The organism is Lentzea albidocapillata, from assembly GCF_000719115.1.
GTDB lineage: Bacteria > Actinomycetota > Actinomycetes > Mycobacteriales > Pseudonocardiaceae > Lentzea > Lentzea albidocapillata.
The window spans coordinates 391788-409502 of record NZ_JOEA01000009.1; the positions used below are offsets into that span (position 1 = coordinate 391788).

The 17715-nt window shown below is 71.2% G+C and carries 20 protein-coding genes; 16 read left to right on the forward strand and 4 right to left on the reverse strand.

The genetic code is table 11. The features are described 5' to 3' along the window. Window positions 1-98: 98 nt before the first annotated feature. The gene (locus IG04_RS0115755) at window positions 99-683 is read right to left on the reverse strand and encodes a TetR/AcrR family transcriptional regulator (protein WP_030477399.1); all 585 of its coding nucleotides are present in this window, start codon (window positions 681-683) and stop codon (window positions 99-101) included. 243 nt (window positions 684-926) lie between these two features. On the opposite strand from IG04_RS0115755, the gene IG04_RS0115760 reads away from it, so the two are divergent. Genes IG04_RS0115760 through IG04_RS0115770 form a run of 3 tightly spaced genes read left to right on the forward strand, consistent with a single transcriptional unit; the run spans window position 927 to window position 3819 of the window. Continuing rightward, a complete protein-coding gene (locus IG04_RS0115760) occupies window positions 927-2144 on the forward strand; it encodes an ABC transporter substrate-binding protein (RefSeq protein ID WP_084401218.1) in 1218 nt (405 codons plus the stop codon). Next, window positions 2141-3016 carry an SDR family NAD(P)-dependent oxidoreductase gene (locus IG04_RS0115765; protein ID WP_030477401.1) on the forward strand — a complete coding sequence of 292 codons (876 nt, stop codon included), beginning with the start codon at window positions 2141-2143 and terminating at the stop codon, window positions 3014-3016. Before IG04_RS0115760 ends, IG04_RS0115765 begins: the two co-directional genes overlap by 4 nt. Beyond that, window positions 3013-3819 carry a sugar phosphate isomerase/epimerase family protein gene (locus IG04_RS0115770; RefSeq protein WP_051769973.1) on the forward strand — a complete coding sequence of 269 codons (807 nt, stop codon included), beginning with the start codon at window positions 3013-3015 and terminating at the stop codon, window positions 3817-3819. Before IG04_RS0115765 ends, IG04_RS0115770 begins: the two co-directional genes overlap by 4 nt. Window positions 3820-4005: 186 nt before the next feature. On the opposite strand, the gene IG04_RS0115775 is transcribed toward IG04_RS0115770, so the two are convergent. After that, entirely contained in the window at window positions 4006-4764 is a 759-nt protein-coding gene (locus IG04_RS0115775) for an enoyl-CoA hydratase/isomerase family protein (RefSeq protein ID WP_030477403.1), read from the reverse strand. A 114-nt stretch (window positions 4765-4878) separates the two neighbouring features. Here IG04_RS0115775 and IG04_RS0115780 point away from each other — a divergent pair, with 114 nt between their 5' ends. Genes IG04_RS0115780 through IG04_RS0115840 form a run of 13 tightly spaced genes read left to right on the forward strand, consistent with a single transcriptional unit; the run spans window position 4879 to window position 16110 of the window. Beyond that, on the forward strand, window positions 4879-5742 hold the full coding sequence (locus IG04_RS0115780; protein ID WP_030477404.1) for a CoA transferase subunit A: 864 nt from the start codon (window positions 4879-4881) through the stop codon (window positions 5740-5742). Further along, window positions 5739-6515 carry a CoA-transferase subunit beta gene (locus tag IG04_RS0115785; protein ID WP_030477405.1) on the forward strand — a complete coding sequence of 259 codons (777 nt, stop codon included), beginning with the start codon at window positions 5739-5741 and terminating at the stop codon, window positions 6513-6515. The genes IG04_RS0115780 and IG04_RS0115785 overlap by 4 nt, the downstream gene beginning before the upstream one ends. A 14-nt stretch (window positions 6516-6529) precedes the next feature. Continuing rightward, the gene (locus IG04_RS0115790; protein WP_420843963.1) at window positions 6530-7579 is read left to right on the forward strand and encodes an NAD(P)H-dependent flavin oxidoreductase; all 1050 of its coding nucleotides are present in this window, start codon (window positions 6530-6532) and stop codon (window positions 7577-7579) included. Window positions 7580-7581: 2 nt separating this feature from the next. Further along, window positions 7582-8457, forward strand: a complete 876-nt coding sequence (locus IG04_RS0115795) for an SDR family NAD(P)-dependent oxidoreductase (protein WP_030477407.1) — start codon at window positions 7582-7584, stop codon at window positions 8455-8457. Further along, window positions 8450-9229 carry an SDR family oxidoreductase gene (locus tag IG04_RS0115800; RefSeq protein ID WP_030477408.1) on the forward strand — a complete coding sequence of 260 codons (780 nt, stop codon included), beginning with the start codon at window positions 8450-8452 and terminating at the stop codon, window positions 9227-9229. The genes IG04_RS0115795 and IG04_RS0115800 overlap by 8 nt, the downstream gene beginning before the upstream one ends. 17 nt (window positions 9230-9246) lie before the next feature. Next, window positions 9247-9696 (forward strand): FAS1-like dehydratase domain-containing protein, encoded by a 450-nt coding sequence (locus IG04_RS0115805; protein WP_030477409.1) that lies wholly within the window; start codon window positions 9247-9249, stop codon window positions 9694-9696. Then, the gene (locus IG04_RS0115810) at window positions 9693-10115 is read left to right on the forward strand and encodes a MaoC/PaaZ C-terminal domain-containing protein (RefSeq protein ID WP_030477504.1); all 423 of its coding nucleotides are present in this window, start codon (window positions 9693-9695) and stop codon (window positions 10113-10115) included. The genes IG04_RS0115805 and IG04_RS0115810 overlap by 4 nt, the downstream gene beginning before the upstream one ends. Then, the gene (locus tag IG04_RS0115815) at window positions 10105-10887 is read left to right on the forward strand and encodes an enoyl-CoA hydratase family protein (protein WP_030477410.1); all 783 of its coding nucleotides are present in this window, start codon (window positions 10105-10107) and stop codon (window positions 10885-10887) included. Before IG04_RS0115810 ends, IG04_RS0115815 begins: the two co-directional genes overlap by 11 nt. Continuing rightward, the gene (locus IG04_RS0115820) at window positions 10884-11864 is read left to right on the forward strand and encodes an NADPH:quinone oxidoreductase family protein (protein WP_030477411.1); all 981 of its coding nucleotides are present in this window, start codon (window positions 10884-10886) and stop codon (window positions 11862-11864) included. The genes IG04_RS0115815 and IG04_RS0115820 overlap by 4 nt, the downstream gene beginning before the upstream one ends. Further along, on the forward strand, window positions 11864-13075 hold the full coding sequence (locus IG04_RS0115825) for an acyl-CoA dehydrogenase family protein (protein ID WP_030477412.1): 1212 nt from the start codon (window positions 11864-11866) through the stop codon (window positions 13073-13075). Before IG04_RS0115820 ends, IG04_RS0115825 begins: the two co-directional genes overlap by 1 nt. Beyond that, the gene (locus IG04_RS0115830) at window positions 13075-14205 is read left to right on the forward strand and encodes an acyl-CoA dehydrogenase family protein (RefSeq protein ID WP_030477413.1); all 1131 of its coding nucleotides are present in this window, start codon (window positions 13075-13077) and stop codon (window positions 14203-14205) included. The genes IG04_RS0115825 and IG04_RS0115830 overlap by 1 nt, the downstream gene beginning before the upstream one ends. A gap of 4 nt (window positions 14206-14209) precedes the next feature. Beyond that, window positions 14210-15256 carry an acyl-CoA dehydrogenase family protein gene (locus IG04_RS0115835; RefSeq protein ID WP_051769975.1) on the forward strand — a complete coding sequence of 349 codons (1047 nt, stop codon included), beginning with the start codon at window positions 14210-14212 and terminating at the stop codon, window positions 15254-15256. A gap of 14 nt (window positions 15257-15270) precedes the next feature. Further along, complete coding sequence (locus tag IG04_RS0115840; RefSeq protein ID WP_030477415.1) at window positions 15271-16110, forward strand: enoyl-CoA hydratase; 840 nt, start codon at window positions 15271-15273, stop codon at window positions 16108-16110. 148 nt (window positions 16111-16258) lie between these two features. Here the strand turns inward: IG04_RS0115840 and IG04_RS0115845 are convergent, their stop codons facing one another. Continuing rightward, entirely contained in the window at window positions 16259-17005 is a 747-nt protein-coding gene (locus IG04_RS0115845; RefSeq protein WP_030477416.1) for an MBL fold metallo-hydrolase, read from the reverse strand. A gap of 68 nt (window positions 17006-17073) precedes the next feature. Beyond that, window positions 17074-17700, reverse strand: coding sequence for a winged helix-turn-helix transcriptional regulator (locus tag IG04_RS0115850; protein WP_030477417.1), 627 nt, complete (start codon window positions 17698-17700; stop codon window positions 17074-17076). Between the last annotated feature and the right edge of the window lie 15 nt (window positions 17701-17715).

The window sequence follows — 17715 nt, forward strand, 5'->3', positions numbered from 1 at the left end:
CGGAGTGTCCCGGCAGAGCCCTCGGTGGTGACCTGTCGAGCCGGGTGGCGGCGGCGTCGTGGCGACCACCGCCGGACTCCCGTGGTCCGCGGCCGGCCTCAGCGCGGGACGAGGCCGATCAGGAAGGTGGAGACGAAGTCGTCCGCGAAGCGCTTCATCGAGTACTCATCGGTCGGCTTGAACCAGCGGACCGACAGCCAGAGCGCGTCACGCAGCAGGCGGTACAGGACCCGCGGCGGGATGTCCGAGCGGAAGTCGCCGGACTCGGCGCCCGCTTCCAGTACCTCGATCCACGTCTTCTGGATGGCGCTCGCGGTGCCCTTGATGTGGTCGTAGCCCTCCAGCGAGGCCAGATACGCGCCGCTGTTCTGGTAGATCTCGGTGGCGTGCGGATGTGCCTCGATGACCGCCAGCGATCCGCGGATGAGTTCCGCCAACTGGGTGCGTGGATCGACGCCGGCCGCCATGATCTCCTCGTACCGGATCTTCAAGTCGTCCACGTAGCTGGTGACGATGGCGATCACCATCTCGTCCTTGGACTTGAAGTGGTGGTAGAGGCTCCCGGAGAGGATTCCGACCGAGTCGGCGATCTCACGCACCGTCGTGGCCACGATCCCCTTGGCGGCGAAGAGGTCTGCCGCCTGCTCGAGGATGATTGCGCGACGATCCGGTGTCGCTGCCATGTCGTCCCTTTCCGGGCCTGGTCAGTCAGGCCGTCCTGTTGCCAATCAAGCGCTTGTTATACCACGCTGGCCACGGTTGGTGGGAGTGGTCGAAACCAATTTGCGTCGTTTGGACCACTCTCGTTCCGGCCGATTGGGTCACGGGTGCGCATCGGGCACTTGACCTGCGGTGGATGTGCTCCTACGGTCCCGACCAAGCGCTTGCTACGTTAGGTGGCGGGCTGATGCGAGGGAGGCACGCCTGTGCGGAAGCGAGTTGGCGGACTTCTGGCGGCTGCCGCGGTGTTGGCGACCGCCTGCAGCCCCGACACCGGCGAGGGTGGTGACGCGGCGGGCGACGACGTCTACCGCGTGGTGCAGCTCGTCGGCCAGAACCAGGCCGGGCCGGCCGCGATCAACGCCCAGGCCGCGGCGCACGCCGCGAAGGCAGCGGTCGCGGTGCTCAACGAGCGCGGCGGCATCCTCGGGCGCAAGGTCGAGTTGGAGATCGTCGACGACGGCGGCGACCCGACCACCGCGGTCACCAAGCTTCAGGCCCGGCTGAACGCGGGCCCCAAGCCGAACCTGGTGCTGCCGGGCAACACCAGCGCCGAGGCGCTGCCGATGGCTCCCGTCATCACCGAAGCCGAGGTGTTCTCGGTCCAGCAGGCCAGCGCGTCCGCGCTGGACGACCCGAAGAAGTTCCCCTACCTGTTCAAGACCCCGCCGATCCCCGCCTCCTGGGCGAAGTCGTTCGTCGACTACGCCAAGGAGAAGGGCGCCCGGAAGGTCGCGATCATCGCGGGCAAGGACGCCTTCGCGCAGGCCACCGTCGAGGCGACCCGCGAGGCCGTCGCCGCGGCCGGGCTGGCGGTGTCCGGCGAGGAGACCTACACGGCCGAGGACCTGGACGTGACGGCGCAGCTGGAGCGGCTGCGCGCGGGTGCTCCGGACATCCTGTTCATGCAGGGCGCCGGCGCGTCGGTGGGTTACGTCCTGGAGAGCCGGAGCAAGATCGGCTGGACCGACGTGCCGCTGGTCGCCGACTCGACGGCCGCGGTCACCTCGCTCCTCAACCGGGCCGCGCCGGACGGCGTGGTGGGCACCCCGGCGGCGGCCAACGTCTACCTGCACGTGCTGGCCGGCGCGGTCGAAGGCGCGAAGCACGCGAACCCCGATGCGCTGAAGACCATGCTGGCGGCGCTGAAGGCGGAGGGCGAGATCAAGCTTCCGCTCAACGCCTACTTCGCCTACGACGCGATCATGCTGGCCGCCAAGGCGGCAGAGGAGTCCGGCACGGCCACCGACGCCAAGGCCCAGTCCGCCTACCTGGAGAAGCTGACGCCGGCGACGACAGGGCTGTGGGCGCTGTCGAGCTACACCTTCACGTCGGAGTCGCACGGCCCGGCGGCGGACCCGAAGGCGGCGGCCATCGTGCCGGCGTCCGTGCTCAAGGACGGCCGGTTCGGTGCGGCCGAATGAGTGACGCCCCGCTGGCCGGTCGCGCTGTCGTGATCACCGGCGCGGGACGCGGCCTCGGTGCGGCGTACGCGCTGGCGGTCGCCGCCGCCGGTGGCGTGGCGGTGGTCAACGACATCGACGGGGACGAGGCGGAGCGGGTCGCCGCCCGCATCGTCGCCGGCGGCGGCCGGGCCGTCGCCCACCCCGCCGACATCACGTCCTGGGACGCCGCCGAAGAGCTGATCGGGCGTTGTGTCGAGGAGTTCGGCGCGATCGACGGGCTCGTCAACAACGCGGGCGTGTTCGCGCTGGCGCTGCCGCAGGACCAGCAGCCCGAGCAGACCCGCCGGATCATCGACGTCAACCTGTTCGGCACGGTGGCGTGCGGCACGCACGCGTTGCGGCACATGGTCGCCCGAGGTCGTGGCGTGGTGCTGAACGTGACGTCCGGCGAGCAGATGGGCAAGACCGCCTCGGCCGTGTACGGGGCGACCAAGGCGGCGGTCGCGACGCTCACCTACTCGTGGGCGGAGGACGTGCGGGAGCACGGGGTGCGGGTCAACGCCGTCTCACCCAACGCGCACACCCGGATGGCGGACGTCTACCAGGCGTTCCGGGGTGTCGACGGCAGCCAGAACGCCGGCCTGGCGCCCGAGCGGAACGCCCCGCTGGTGGTGTACCTGCTGTCCGACCGCGGCGCGGCCGTCACGGGTCAGGTGGTGCGGCTGTCCGGGGAGGAGCTGATGCTGTGCACCCACCCGGCGATCCTGGAGCCGGTGGTGCGCCGGGACGTGTGGACGGTGGAGTCGTTGGCGGAGGCGTTCGAGTCGGACCTGGCCGGTCGGCAGCAGCCGGCGGGCGTGCGACGTGTGCGGTCGGAGGTGGTGGCGTGACGCGGCACGACAACCGGATCTGCGTGAGCGGGATGGCCGCGACGGCGTGGTCCCTGCCCGGCGAACTGGCGATGTACGGGCGCACCGGGACGGATGCGGCCGGGCTGGCGGCCGCGAAGGTCGCGGCGCTCGGGTGGCGGACGGCGGCCGACGAGATCGCGCGCGCCGGAGTCGGCATCGAGTACCTGGTGCACGCCTTCACCGCCGATCCCCGCGACGAGCCCGGCTGGGCACGCCAGGTGGAGCGGCTGACCGTCGCGGTCGACTTCGCGGCCCGGCTCGGCGCACCGACGGTCTATCTCACCGTCGGCCCGTCCGGTGACCTGACCTGGGAGGAAGCTGCCGACCGGTTCGTGGGCCGGATGGCGCCGGTGGTGGAGCGAGCGGGCGCGGCGGGTGTCGCGCTGGCGCTGGAGAACACGCTGCCGGTGCGGTGCGACCTGAGTTTCGCGCACAGCGTCCGGGACGCGGCGGAGCTGGCCCGGCGGCTGGACGTGGGGCTGTGCGTGGACCTGTACTGCTGCTGGCAGGAAGGTGGCCTGCCGGAGACGCTGCGGGCCGAGATGGACCGCATCCGGTTGGTCCAGGTGAGCGACTTCCGGGTCGGCACCCTGACCTTCCCGAACCGCTGGGTGCCGGGTGACGCCGACCTGCCGATGGCGGATCTGCTGGCCGATGTGCTGGCGGCCGGCTACCGCGGCACGGTCGACATCGAGCTGACCGGTCCGGCGATCGAGGAGGAGGGCGCCGAGAGCGCCCTGACCCGCGCCGTCGCGTGGACCGCCGCCAGACTGGGCCGCTGAGCCGTGTGAGCCGCTGAGCCGAGTGGGCCGTGTGGGCCGAGTGGGCTGTTGCCCTGACCGAACCGCAGGCCCGACGCATGGTGCCTGCCTGACGCGTGGACCCGAGCCGAACGCCGGAGCCCCGACCCGCCCGCTCTTCGATGCCGGCGCAGGTCGGGGCTCCGGCGCGTCGTCGGACCGGATCCGTCAGACCGGGTCCGCCCAGCGAGGCGCGCGCTTCTCCAGGAACGCCGCCGCGCCCTCGGCCGCGTCCGGACCGTCCAGCAGTTCGGCGGTGGCCCGGAGGTTCTCCGCGCGCAGCACCGCCGGGTCGGGGCACCACGCCCGGCGCATCAGGCGCTTGGTCGCCGCGACGGCGGCGGGGGAGTGGCCGGAAATGCGTTCGGCCAGCGCCAGCGCGGTCGGCAGCACGTCCGCTGCCGCCGACACCCGGTTGACCAGACCCAGTCGGAGCGCGTCCGCCGCGGTCAGCGGTTCGCCGGTCAGGCCGAGCTCCAGGGCGACCGCCACCGGTAGCCGCAGCGGCAGGTCGGTGCCGCCTTCCGAGGCCACGATGCCGCGGCTGACCTCGGGCAGCGCGAACACCGCGTGCTCGGCCGCCACCAGCAGGTCGCAGGCCAGCGCCAGTTCGAAGCCGCCACCGACCGCCGCGCCGTTGACGGCCGCGACCACAGGTTTGGCGTAGCCGTCGCGCAGCAGGTTGACCGGGCGCCGGGCCGCGTCCGGGACGCCGTTGCGAACCAGGTCTTTGAGGTCGAGCCCGGCGCTGAACGCCCGGTCTCCGGTCGCGGTGAGCACGACGGCCCGCACCGAGCGGTCCTCGCCGCACGCCAGGAGCCGGGCGTGCAGGTCGAGCAGGGTCCGCTGGTCCAGCGCGTTGCGTACCTCCGGACGGTCGATGGTCAGCACGGCGACCGTGCCACTGCGTTGCTCCTGCACCGTCATTCGGTGTCCTCCTGTGATGCGTGCCCTGTGCGACGACCTTGACGAGGTTGCCGCGCCTGGTACGGTACCCAACCAAGCGCTTGCTACAAAGCGAATGAGAACGCGGGGGTGCAGATGGCCGACAAACGGATGACCGGGGCCGAGGCGGTGTCCCGGTTGAGGTCGGGGATGACCGTCGGGATCGGTGGGTGGGGTTCACGACGCAAGCCGATGTCCTTGGTCCGCGAGATCCTCCGGTCGGACCTGCGCGACCTGACCGTGGTCAGCTACGGCGGCCCGGACGTGGGGCTGCTGTGCGCGGCGGGCAAGGTGCGCAAGGTGGTGTTCGGGTTCGTCTCGCTGGACTCGATCGCGCTGGACCCGCACTTCCGAGCCGCGCGGCAGGCCGGAAGCATCGAGGTCGCCGAGTACGACGAGGGCATGCTGCAGTGGGGCCTGTACGCCGCCGGTCTCAACCTTCCGTTCCTTCCCACCAGGGCCGGTCTGGGATCGGACGTGCTGACGCACAACCCGGACCTGCGCACGGTCGCCGACCCGTACGGCGGTGACGAGACGGTGGCGATGCCCGCGCTGCACCTCGACGCGGCGCTGGTCCACATGAACCGAGCGGACATGCACGGCAACGCCCAGTTCCTCGGTCCCGACCCGTACTTCGACGACCTGTACTGCATGGCCGCCGAGCAGGCGTTCGTGTCCTGCGAGAAGATCGTGCCGACGGCGGAGCTGACCGTCACCGCGCACCCGGCCACGCTCCGGATCAGCCGGCTGCTGGTGACCGGCGTGGTGGAGGCGCCGGGCGGTGCGCACTTCACCTCCTGCGTCCCCGACTACGAGCGCGACGAAAGCTTCCAGCGCGAGTACGTCGCCGCCGCGGCCGGCCCCGAGACCTGGCGGCAGTTCTCCGAGCGCTACCTCGACGGAAGCGAATCGGACTGGCAGTCGGCGGTCGAGGCCCGTCGCCAGGAGGTGTCGGCATGACCACCGCACAGATCGACCCGACGATCGTGACCCGCGCCGAAGTGTGCGTCGCGGCCTGCGCGGACGTGTTCCGCGACAACGGCGAGCTGCTCGCCAGCGCGTTCGGCACGATCCCGCTGATCGGCGTCCGGCTGGCCCGGCACACCTTCTCGCCCGACCTGCTGATCTCCGACGGCGAGGCACAGCTGGTGCGTGGCACCTGGCCGGTCGGTTCGCCGGCGGGGGGCGAGATCGAGGCGTGGGTGCCGTTCCGCACGATCTTCGACCTGGTCTGGCACGGCAAGCGGCACGTGATGATGATCCCGTCACAGGTCGACGGCTACGGCAACACCAACATCTCCGCGATCGGCGACTACCGCAAGCCCAAGGTGCAGCTGCTGGGCGTGCGCGGGGCGCCGGGCAACTCGGTCAGCCACCCGACCAGCTACTGGGTGCCCCGGCACTCGACCAGGGTCTTCGTGCCCGAGGTGGACATGGTCGCGGGCGTCGGCAACGACCGGGCGGCGCGGGCAGGACGCGGCGCCCAGCGGTTCCACGACCTGCGCCGCATCGTGACCGACCTCGCGGTGCTGGACTTCGGTCCGGACGGAAGGCTGCGGCTGGTCTCGGTGCACCCCGGAGTGACGGTGGACCAGGTCGTCGCCGCCACCGGGTGCCACCTCACCGTGGACGCCGACGTGCCGACCAGCCGGGAACCCACCTCGGAGGAGCTGCGGCTGATCCGTGAACTCCTCGACCCCAGCGGGTCGCGGAATCGCGAAGTGGCGGGGTGAGCTTGATGTCCGCGCTGCACACCAAGGCCTGCGACCTGTTCGGCGTGCGCTACCCGATCGTGCAGACCGGTATGGGTTACGTGTCGGACGCCGCGCTGACCACGGCCACCGCCAACGCGGGCGGACTGGGCATCCTGTCGGCGGGCCTGCTCTCCTACGACGAGCTGGTAACCGCTGTCGACACCGTGCTGGCGGGCACGGACCAGCCGTTCGGGGTGAACGTCCGGGCGGACCAGCCGGACGTGGGCCGCCGCTTGGACCTGCTGATCAGCGCAGGGGTCAAGGTCGTTTCGTTCGCCCTCGCCCCGCGCCAGGACCTGATCGCCAAGTGCAAGGACGCGGGTCTGGTGGTGGTGTCCTCGATCGGTGCGCGCCGGCACGCGGAGAAGGTCGCCGGCTGGGGCGCCGACGCGGTCATCGTGCAGGGCGGTGAGGGTGGCGGGCACACCGGCGGTGTCCCGACGAGCCTTCTGCTGCCGCAGGTGGTGGACGCGGTCGACATCCCGGTGATCGGCGCGGGCGGGTTCTTCGACGGCCGTGGGCTGGTGGCGGCGTTGTCCTACGGCGCGGCGGGCATCGCGATGGGGACCCGGTTCATGCTCACCGCCGAGTCCCCGGTGGCCCAGCAGGTCAAGGAGTTCTACCTGTCCAAGTCGGTCACCGACACCGTGCTGACCAACGAGGTCGACGGCGTGCCGCAACGCGTGCTCCGGGCAGGCACCGTCGACCGGCTGGAACGCGCCTCGGCGCCCGGCAGGCTGCTGCGCGCCGCCCGCAACGCCGTCGCGTTCCGCAAGGTCTCCGGCAGCTCGTGGGCAGACCTGGCGCGTGAGGGACTGGCCATGCGCAAGGGCCGCGACCTCAGTTGGAGCCAGGTCGTCATGGCGGCCAACGCGCCGATGCTCTACCGCGCCGCGTTGCTGGAAGGCCAGATCGACGTCGGCGTGATGGCCACCGGACAGGTGGTCGGGCTGATCGACGACCTGCCGGCGTGCGCCGAGCTGATCGACCGGATCATGACGCAGGCCGCCGACGTCCTGCGTCACCTGACAGACGAGGAGTAAAGGTGGCATCACTAGCCGATCGCGTCGTGGTGATCACCGGCGCGGGCCGGGGCATCGGTCGCGAACATGCCCTGCTCGCCGCCCGCGAAGGTGCCCGCGTCGTCGTCAACGACACCGGCGCGGACGCCGCCGGGCGCAACGCCGACCCGTCGGTCGCCCAGGCCGTGGTGGACGAGATCACCGCGTCCGGCGGCACCGCCGTGGCCCACACCGCCGACGTCGCGACCGTCGCCGGTGCGGTGGAGCTGCTGGAACTGGCGCGCTCCACGTACGGCGCTGTGCACGGTCTGGTCAACAACGCGGGCATCCTGCGCGACCGGATGTTCGTGAACATGTCCGAGGACGACTGGGACGCGGTGGTCCGCGGCCAACTCGGGGCCACCTTCGCCCCCAGCCAGGTGTTCGCGCGGTACTGGCGCGACGAGTCGAAGGCAGGCAGGCAGCCCGTTGCCTCGGTGGTCAACGTGTCGTCGACTTCCGGCCTGATCGGTGCCATCGGCCAGACCAACTACGGTGCGGCCAAGGCGGGCATCGCCGCGCTGACCCTGATGGTGGCGCAGGAACTGGCCCGCTACGGGGTGCGGACCAACGCTCTGACACCGGTCGCCCGCACCCGGATGACCCAGGACCTGCCGGGCATCGGCGAGATGGTCGCCGCGCCCGAGGACCCCGACGCCTTCGACGTCTACCACCCCGGCAACATCCCGCCGCTGGTCGCGTGGCTGCTCACGGAGGACTGCCCGGCGAACGGCCAGGTCTTCTACGTCAAGGGCGGCGAGATCCGGCAGTTCACCGGGTGGAGCTACGGCTGGACCGTGGACAAGGGCGACCGCTGGACGGTCGCCGAACTGGACAAGGAGCTGCGCACCCGTGTCTGACGAGAACTGGGCCGGTCCCGCACACGGCCTGCTGGCCGGCCGCTCGGTCCTGGTGACCGCGGCCGCGGGCACCGGCATCGGCTACGCCACGGCACGGCGGGCCGCCGAGGAGGGCGCCAAGGTCGTGATCAGCGACCGGCATGAGCGACGCCTCGGCGAAGCGGCCGACAAGCTCGGTGAGCTGACTGGCGTCCGGCCGCTGGCGGTGCCGTGCGACGTCACTGATCAGCGGCAGGTGGACGACCTGATGGACGCCGTGGTCGCCGAGCACGGCTCACTGGACGTGCTGGTGAACAACGCGGGACTAGGTGGCACGGCCAGTGTCGTCGACATGACCGACGAGCAGTGGGACTCGGTGCTGGGGGTGACGCTGACCGCCACGTTCAAGGCGACCCGGTCGGCGTTGCGGCACATGGTGCCCGCCGGCCGCGGGGTCATCGTCAACAACGCGTCGGTGATCGGCTGGCGGGCGCAGGCCGGCCAGGCGCACTACGCGGCGGCGAAGGCCGGTGTGATGGCGCTGACCCGGTGCGCGGCCATGGACGTGGCACCGCACGGCGTCCGGATCAACGCGGTGTCGCCGAGCATCGCCGTCCATCCCCATCTGGCCAAGGTGACGAGCGACGACCTGCTGGCCACGCTGGCCGCCCGCGAGGCGTTCGGCCGGGCCGCGCAGCCGTGGGAGGTCGCCAACGTCATCGTCTTCCTCGCCAGCGACTACTCGTCCTACATGACGGGCGAGGTCGTGTCCGTCAGCAGCCAGCACCCCTGATCGGAGGAGAGCCGAGGATGGCCAACCCAGACGCCGCCGGCACCGAGGGCGAACCCTTCCGGATGGACGTGGAACGGGGCAAGATCCGCGAGTTCGCCCTCGCCACCGGCAGCACCGACCCGTACTACCTGGAGCGCGAGGACCCCGTGGTTCAGCCGACGTTCCTCACCACGACGTTCTTCTGGCAGAGCGACGAGTCGAACCCTTGGCCGGCGGTGGACCTGGACCAGCGGCGCGGTCTGCACGCCGAGCAGGAGTACGTCTTCTTCGGTCCGCCGCCGCGCGCGGGCGCCAAGCTGACCTGTCAGTCCCGCATCGGCGAGGTGTTCACCAAGCAGGGCAGGCGCGGCGGCGAGATGACGTTCGCCGTGATGCACACCGAGTTCCGCGACGAGTCCGGCCGGCTGGTCGCACGGGCCACCATGACCGGGGTCGAGACCGCCCGGCCGCCGGCGGAGGAGTCATGACCGTTCCCCCCGTACCGGAGCCGTGGGTGGTCGGTCCGGTCACGCGCACCGACTTCGTGCGCTACCAGGGCGCGTCGGGCGACATGAACCCGATCCACCACGACGAGGAGTTCGCCAGAGCGGCCGGGTTCCAGACACCGTTCTCGGTCGGCATGTGGCAGGCCGGTCTCCTCGGCACCTACGCGACCGCCTGGCTCGGCCCGGAGAACGTGCGCGGTTTCCGCATCCGGTTCCGCGCCCAGGTGTGGCCGGGCGACGTGCTTTCCTGCGTTGGCAACGTGGTTCGCGAGTACGCCGAGGACGGCGAACGCCGGGTCGACGTCGAACTGACCTGCTCGCGCCAGAACGGCGACCCGGCGGTCACCGCGTGGTCGACCTTCGTCGTGCCGGACCAGGAGGAGAAGCCCCATGTTGATTGAGCACTTCCCGCCGCTGGAGCCGGACCTCGTCACGCTCACGGTGCACGACGACGGCGTGGCCGAGATCGTGGTGGACAACCCGCCGGTGAACGCGCTGCCGGTGGCCGGCTGGTTCGCCCTGGCCGAGGCGCTGGTGGCGGCCGGCGCGAACCCGGCGGTGCGAGTCGTCGTGCTCCGGGCGCAGGGGCGCGGCTTCAACGCGGGCGTGGACATCAAGGAGATGCAGCGCGCCGAGGGGTTCGGCGCGCTGATCGGCGCGAACCGGGGCTGTCACGCGGCCTTCAAGGCCGTGTACGAGTGCCCTGTGCCGGTGATCGCGGCGGTGCAGGGATTCTGCCTGGGCGGCGGGATCGGCCTGGTCGGCAACGCGGACGTGATCGTCGCGGCCGAGGACGCCACCTTCGGCCTGCCCGAGGTGGACCGGGGCGCGCTCGGCGCGGCCACCCACCTGTCCCGGCTCGTGCCGCAGCACAAGATGCGGGCGATGGTCTACACGTCGGCCACCGCGACCGCCGCCGAACTGCACGCCTACGGGTCGGTGCACTCGGTGGTGCCGCGCGCCGCGCTGGTGGACACCGCGTTCGAACTCGCCCGGTCGATCGCCGCGAAGGACCCCGCGGTGATCCGGATGGCGAAGGAGTCGCTCAACGGGATCGACCCGTGGGACGTCAACCGGAGCTACCGGTTCGAGCAGGGCTTCACCTTCGAACTGAACCTGTCCGGGGTCGCTGACCGGGTCCGGGACCAGTTCGGCAAGCCGGACGCGCGATGAGGACGATGTTGTGCCGGACCCTGGGCGGCCCGGAGAACCTGATCGCGGCTGACGTGCCCGACCTGACCGCCGGGCCGGGCCAGGTGCTGGTGGACGTGCACGCGGCCGGGGTGAACTTCCCCGACGGTCTGATCGTCGCAGGCACCTACCAGAGCAAGCCGGAGCTCCCGTTCACCCCCGGCTGCGAGGCGGCGGGTGTCGTGCGGGAAGTCGGCCCTGGCGTCACCGGCATCACACCGGGCACGCGGGTCGCGGTGTTCTGTGGCATGGGCGGCTACTCCGAGCAGGTCGTGGTCGCCGCGGAGCGGGCGCACCCCATCCCGGACGACATGGACTTCGCACACGCCGCCGCGTTTCCCGTGGTCTACGGCACCTCGTACCACGGACTGGTGGACCGGGCCGGGCTCCGAGCGGGCGAAACCCTGCTGGTGCTGGGCGCGGCGGGCGGTGTGGGGCTGACCGCCGTGCAGATCGGCGTGGCGCTGGGCGCCAGGGTGATCGCGGCGGCGTCCAGTCCGGCGAAGCTGGACCTGTGCGCCGAGCACGGTGCCCACGAGCTGATCGACTACTCGACGGGTGACCTCGCCGGACGGCTGGCGGAGATCACCGGTGGAGTCGACGTCGTGTACGACCCGGTCGGCGGCGCACCGGCCGAAACGGCGGTCCGCGCGCTGGCCTGGGGCGGGCGCTACCTGACCGTCGGCTACGCCTCCGGCGAGATTCCGAAGGTGGGGATGAACCGCCTGCTGCTCAAGGAAGGCGCGCTGCTCGGCGTGCTGTGGGGCAAGTGGGCGGAGCGCCACCCGGAGGCCAACGCGGCGAACATGGCTCGGCTGCTGGAGTGGTACACCGCTGGGCTGCTGCGGCCCCACGTCGGCCTGACCTATTCGCTGTCCGACGCCGCCACCGCGCTCGACGTGGTGCTGAACCGGGGCGCGCTCGGCAAGATCGTGCTGCGGACGGGGGAAGCCCGATGATGGATCTCGGTCCGAGCCCGCGAGTGCGGGAGCTGCTCGACGTGCTCGGCGCTTTCATGGACGAGCACGTGTACCCGGCCGAGCCGGTCTACGCCGCCCAGCTGGAGGCCTCCGGGCCGCGCAGCCACGTGCTGCCGCCGGTGGTGGAGGAGCTGAAGACCAAAGCTCGGGAGCGGGGTCTGTGGAACCTGTTCCTGCCGGCCGTCTCCGGTCTGTCCACTTTGGAGTACGCCTACCTGGCCGAGGTCACCGGCCGGTCGCCGTACATCGCGCCGGAGGCGTTGAACTGCTCCGCACCGGACACCGGGAACATGGAGCTGCTGCACCTGTTCGGGACCGCCGAGCAGCGCGAGCAGTGGCTGGAACCACTGCTGGACGGGCGAATCCGCTCCGGTTTCTCGATGACGGAACCCGCCGTGGCGTCATCGGACGCTCGCAACATCGCCACCACCATCATCCGCGACGGCGACGAGTACGTCATCGACGGCCACAAGTGGTGGACGACCGGCGCCGCCGATCCGCGGTGTGAACTGCTGGTCGTGATGGGCCGGGTCGACCCGTCGGCGCCCGCGCATCGACAGCAGTCGATGGTCCTGGTGCCGGCGGACGCGCCGGGCGTGCAGATCGTCCGGTCGCTGCCCATCTTCGGCTACCACGACCAGCACGGGCACTGCGAGATCACGTTCACCGGCGTGCGGGTGCCGGTCACCAACCTGCTCGGCGGCGAAGGCGACGGGTTCGCCATCGCCCAGGCCAGACTCGGGCCGGGTCGGGTGCACCACGCGATGCGCACTCTCGGCATGGCCGAGCGCGGTCTGGAGTTGATGACGCGGCGCACGATGGCGCGGACGGCGTTCGGGGGGCCGCTGTCCGACCAGGGCGTGATCCGGACGTGGATCGCCGAGTCGCGCATGGCGATCGAGCAGGCCCGGCTGCTGGTGCTCAAGACCGCGTGGCTGGTCGACGAGGTCGGCGCGAAGGGCGCGGCCACCGAGATCGCCGCGATCAAGGTCGTCGCGCCACGCGTGGCCCGGTTCGTGCTTGACAGGGCGATCCAGGCGCACGGCGGCGGCGGTGTCACCGAGGACTTCCCGATCGCCCGCATGTGGGCCAGCGCCAGGATCCTGGGCATAGCGGACGGACCGGACGAGGTACACATCCGGACCGTCGCCCGTCAGGAACTGCGCAGGCACCGGAACAGGAGCGCGTGATGGATCTGACGTGGACCGACTCCGAACAGGCTTTCCGCGCGGAGGCCCGCGAGTGGCTCGCGGCGCACGTGCCCGCCCAGCCGTTGCCGTCGGGCGATACCCGGGAGGGGTTCGCGGCACATCTGGAGTGGGAGCGCGCGCTGTTCGCCGCCCGTTGGTCGGTGGTGTCCTGGCCGGAGGCGTACGGCGGCCGGGACGCGTCGCTGTGGGAGTGGCTGATCTTCGAGGAGGAGTACTACCGGGCGGGCGCTCCGCAGCGGGTTACCCAGAACGGAATCTTCCTGCTCGCGCCGACCCTGTTCGAGTTCGGTACCCCGGACCAGCGCGACACCCTGCTGCCCCGCATGGCCGCCGCCGAGGACCTGTGGTGCCAGGGCTGGTCGGAGCCGGGCGCCGGCAGCGACCTGGCGGCCATCCGCAGCCGCGCCGAGCGAGATGACGAGGCAGGCGGATGGCGGCTGACCGGTCAGAAGACCTGGACGACCCGCGGCGCGTTCTGCACCCACCTGTTCGGCCTGTTCCGCTCCGACCCGACCGCCGAACGGCATCGCGGGCTGACGTACTTCCTGGTGCCGCTGGACGCGCCGGGCGTGATCGTCCGCGGCTTCGACAGGCTCGACGGAGACGAGGGCTTCGCCGAGGTGTTCTTCGACGACGTGTTCGTGCCCGACAGTGCCGTTCTCGGCGTAGTGGGTGAGGGGTGGCAGGTGGCGATGGCCACCACGGGGTCGGAACGCGGTCTGACGCTCCGCTCGCCCGGTCGGTTTCTCCATGCGGCGGACCGGCTGGTGGACCTGGCCAGGGCAGGCGCCACCGACGTGGTGTCGGACCGGGTCGCCGACGTGTGGATGAAGGCCCAGGCGTATCGGTTGTTCACCCTCGCGCAGGTCACGGACCTCGTAGAAGGTCGCGCGCCGGGGGCACGGTCGAGCCTGAACAAGGTTTTCTGGTCCGAGTTGGACATCAGCCTGCACGAGACGGCCCTCGACCTTCTGGGACCTGAGGCACAGACCGACAACCCGTGGAGCCGGGGCTTCCAGTTCGCGCTGGCGGGCCCGATCTACGCGGGCACCAACGAGATCCAGCGCAACATCATCGCTGAGCGTGTGCTCGGCCTGCCGAGGAGGTGACCTGGTGCGCTTCGCGATGACCGCCGACCAGTCCGACCTGCGCGCCGTCGTCCACGATCTGGTGACGGAGCTGTGCCCGCCCGCCACGGTCCGGTGCGCGCCGGACTCCGCCGAGGTGGCCGCCCTGCACCGGGGCCTGGTCGACCTGGGAGTCCCCGGCCTGCTGGTGTCCGAGGGCGCCGGGGGGCTGGGACTGGACGAGAACCACTTCGTGGCGCTGATGGTGGAGTGCGGGTGGGCGGCGGTGCCGCTGCCGTTGGTGGACACGGTCGGATTCGCGCCCGCGGTGCTGGAGTCCGCCGGGCCGGCGCGCTCGGGGCCGCTGGGTCCGGACCTGGCGGGTTCGGACCTGGTGGCCGACGTGGTGGCCGGGAAGACGACGTGCGCGGTGACGTTCGACGGCGTCGTCCGGTTCGGCCATCGCCCTGGTCTGCTGCTGCACGGTGGTTTCGGCGGTGTGGGGCCGATCCGGGTGCTTGACCTGGCGGGGGCTTCCCGCGAGCCCGTCGACGCCGTCGACCCGGCGGCGGACCTCCGGCGGATCATCGGCGGAACCGAACTGGTCGTCGTGGACGACCCGGCCGCTGTCGAACTCGCCTGGCTGCGCGGCGTGCTGGGCGCGTCGGCGCAGCTGATCGGGCTGTCCCGGCGGATGCTGGAGACGACCGTCGAGTACGTCGGCCAACGCCGGCAGTTCGGCGTGCCGATCGGCAGCTTCCAGGCGGTCAAACACCGCCTGGCGGACGCCCTGCTGCGGATCGAGTTCGCCGCGCCCGCCGTGGCACGGGCGGGTTTCTCGCTGGCGACGAGCGACCCGGACCGGGTGCGGGACGTGTCGATGGCGAAGGCACTGGCCTCCGACGCCGCACGCGAGGTGGCGCGGGCCGCGATCCAGTGCCACGGCGCGATCGCCTACACCACCGAGTACGACCTCCACCTGTACGCGAAGAGGGCGTGGGCGCTGGCCGCCGACTGGGGTTCGGCGGCGTGGCACCGGGCCGTCGTCGCGCGCGACCTCGGCCTGCCCTTCACCGGAACACCCGCGAGTTGAGACGAGGAGCCAGCGTGAGCACCGATGTCGTGACCTACGAGGTCCGTGACGCGATCGCCATCGTGACGATGAACCGACCGCAGTACCGCAACGCCCAGAACTCGGCGATGACCTACGCGCTCGACGACGCGTTCTACCGGGCCGCGGCCGACGACACCGTGAAGGTGATCGTGCTGGCAGGAGCGGGTGATCATTTCTCCGCGGGGCACGACATCGGCAGTCCAGGCCGGGACGTGGACACCACGTTCGACCGCAGGGCCGGACTCTGGTGGGACCACGTGGACAAGCAGGGCGTGGAAAGCCGGTACGCGCGGGAGTCCGAGGTGTACCTGGGCATGTGCAGGCGGTGGCGCGAACTGCCGAAGCCGACGATCGCGATGGTTCAGGGCGCGTGCGTGGCGGGTGGCCTGATGCTGGCGTGGTGCTGCGACCTGATCGTGGCCGCCGACGACGCGTTCTTCGCCGATCCGGTGGTGCGCATGGGCATTCCCGGCGTCGAGTACTTCGCCCACCCGTGGGTGATGGGCGCCAGGTTCGCCAAGGAGTTCCTGTTCACGGGCGAGCGCTTCGACGCCGACCGGGCCCTGGCCCTGGGCATGGTGAACCGGGTGGTGCCCAGGGCCGACCTGGTGACGTCGACGAACGATCTGGCCGAGACCATCGCCCGGATGCCCAGACTGGGGCTGGCGTTGACGAAGAAGGCGGTCAACCAGTCCGAGGACCTGATGGGCCTGCGTGCCGGGATGGACTCGGTGTTCGGCCTGCACCACGCGGCGCACGCGCACAACGCGGAGGTGGGCGCGGACTCGCTGGCCGGTCAGACCGCCAGGTCGATGAGGGATTCCGCACGCTGAACTGGCCAGACCATCACCGATGACGACGATCGTGCAAGCGGTGCAGCCGCTTGGCGGCATGTGCGGATGTTCTGGTGAGGTGAAGCGCCGCTCATGGCGAACCGAACGAGTGGAGGCCGGGAGAAGTGCTGTCGAGCGAGGTCGGCGTTCAGTCGATGGTGAGGGGGATGACGAGATCTTCCTCCGCTGCCAGCACATCGCCACCGAACTCGACCCGCGCGGCGGCCACTGAGGCCGCCCGATCGTTGCCCGGCCAGAAGTGGGTGAGCAGGAGCCGGCGTGCGCCCGCGAGCTGGGCCCATCGACCCGCCTCAGCCGAGGTCATCAGGTTGCGCACCGCCCGGCTGGCCTCGCCGTCCCGATCGGTGGCCTCGACGATGAACAGGTCGGCGTCCCGGCCGAGTTCGGCCAGCAACGGGTCGGGACCGGTGTCTCCGGTGTAGGCGAGGGTCATCCCGTCGGCCTGCAGCCGGACGCCGGCGTTGGGCACATAGTGCGGCAGCGGCACACCGGTCAGGGCGAACGGGCCGACCCGGTATGCGCCGGGCAGGGGGTGCACCTCGAAGACCGCGCGCAGGTCCACATCCGGCTCCAGGCCGCCGAGCCGGGCGAGAACACCGGGCGGGCAGTACAGCGGCACCTTCGGCTCGCATTGACCGCTGTAGAAGCGTATGCGGAACAGGCCGTGCAGGTCGATGCAGTGATCGGGATGCTCGTGGGTGATGACCACAGCGTCCACCGCGCCATCCGGGCAGCGGGCCAGCAGACGAGGCAGCGTGGCGTAGCCGAGATCGAGCACCAGCCGGTATCCGTCCCAGTCCACCAGAAACCCGCTGCATGCTCGCCCAGGCTCGGGGAATGCGCCACAACTGCCCAGCACGGTGATCTGTCGCATCCGGGCAGAATGCCATTCTTGGTAGATCCGGTTGGCAGGGGAAAGCCACGCCCGCCCGGAGCGGCCCGTCAGGCGGCGAAGACGGTGCGGACGACGGACTCGTCGCCGTCGATCTCGACCAGTCCGAGGGCGCGGGCGTCGCTGAGGGTGAGAGCGCCGGCGGCAAGGCCGAGGACGTAGGCGGGGTCGGCGCGGACGGTGGCGTCGAGGTCGCGGCCGTCATGCGGGCCGACCTCGAAGCCGGAACGCGTCGCGCGCAGCTGGAAGGGCGTGTCGCCGATCTCGAGGCCGATCGTCGCCGAGGTGCGGACCTTGACCCTGGTGTCGAGCAGGGCGGGGACGGCGAGGGTGAGCCACTCGGGGCGGAAGGAGTCGCCGTCGGGGCCGCGGACCATCAGCGGTGTGGACCAGCGGAGCAGGCTCTCGATCGGCTGGCGCAGCTCGGCACCCCACGGCGTGAGGGCGTACTCGACGACGCTGCCCTGGCCGGCCAGTTGCCGCTCGACCACGCCCGCGGCCTCGAGGTCGCGGAGCCGGTCTGCGAGCAGGTTGGTCGCGATGCCGGGGAGGCCGTCGATCAGGTCCCGGTAGCGGGCGGGTGCGATGAGGAGCTGGCGGACGATGAGCAGGTTCCACCGGTCACCGACGATTTCGAGCGACCGGGCGAGCCCGCAGTACTGGCCGTAGCTACGCATCGAATCCCTCTACTT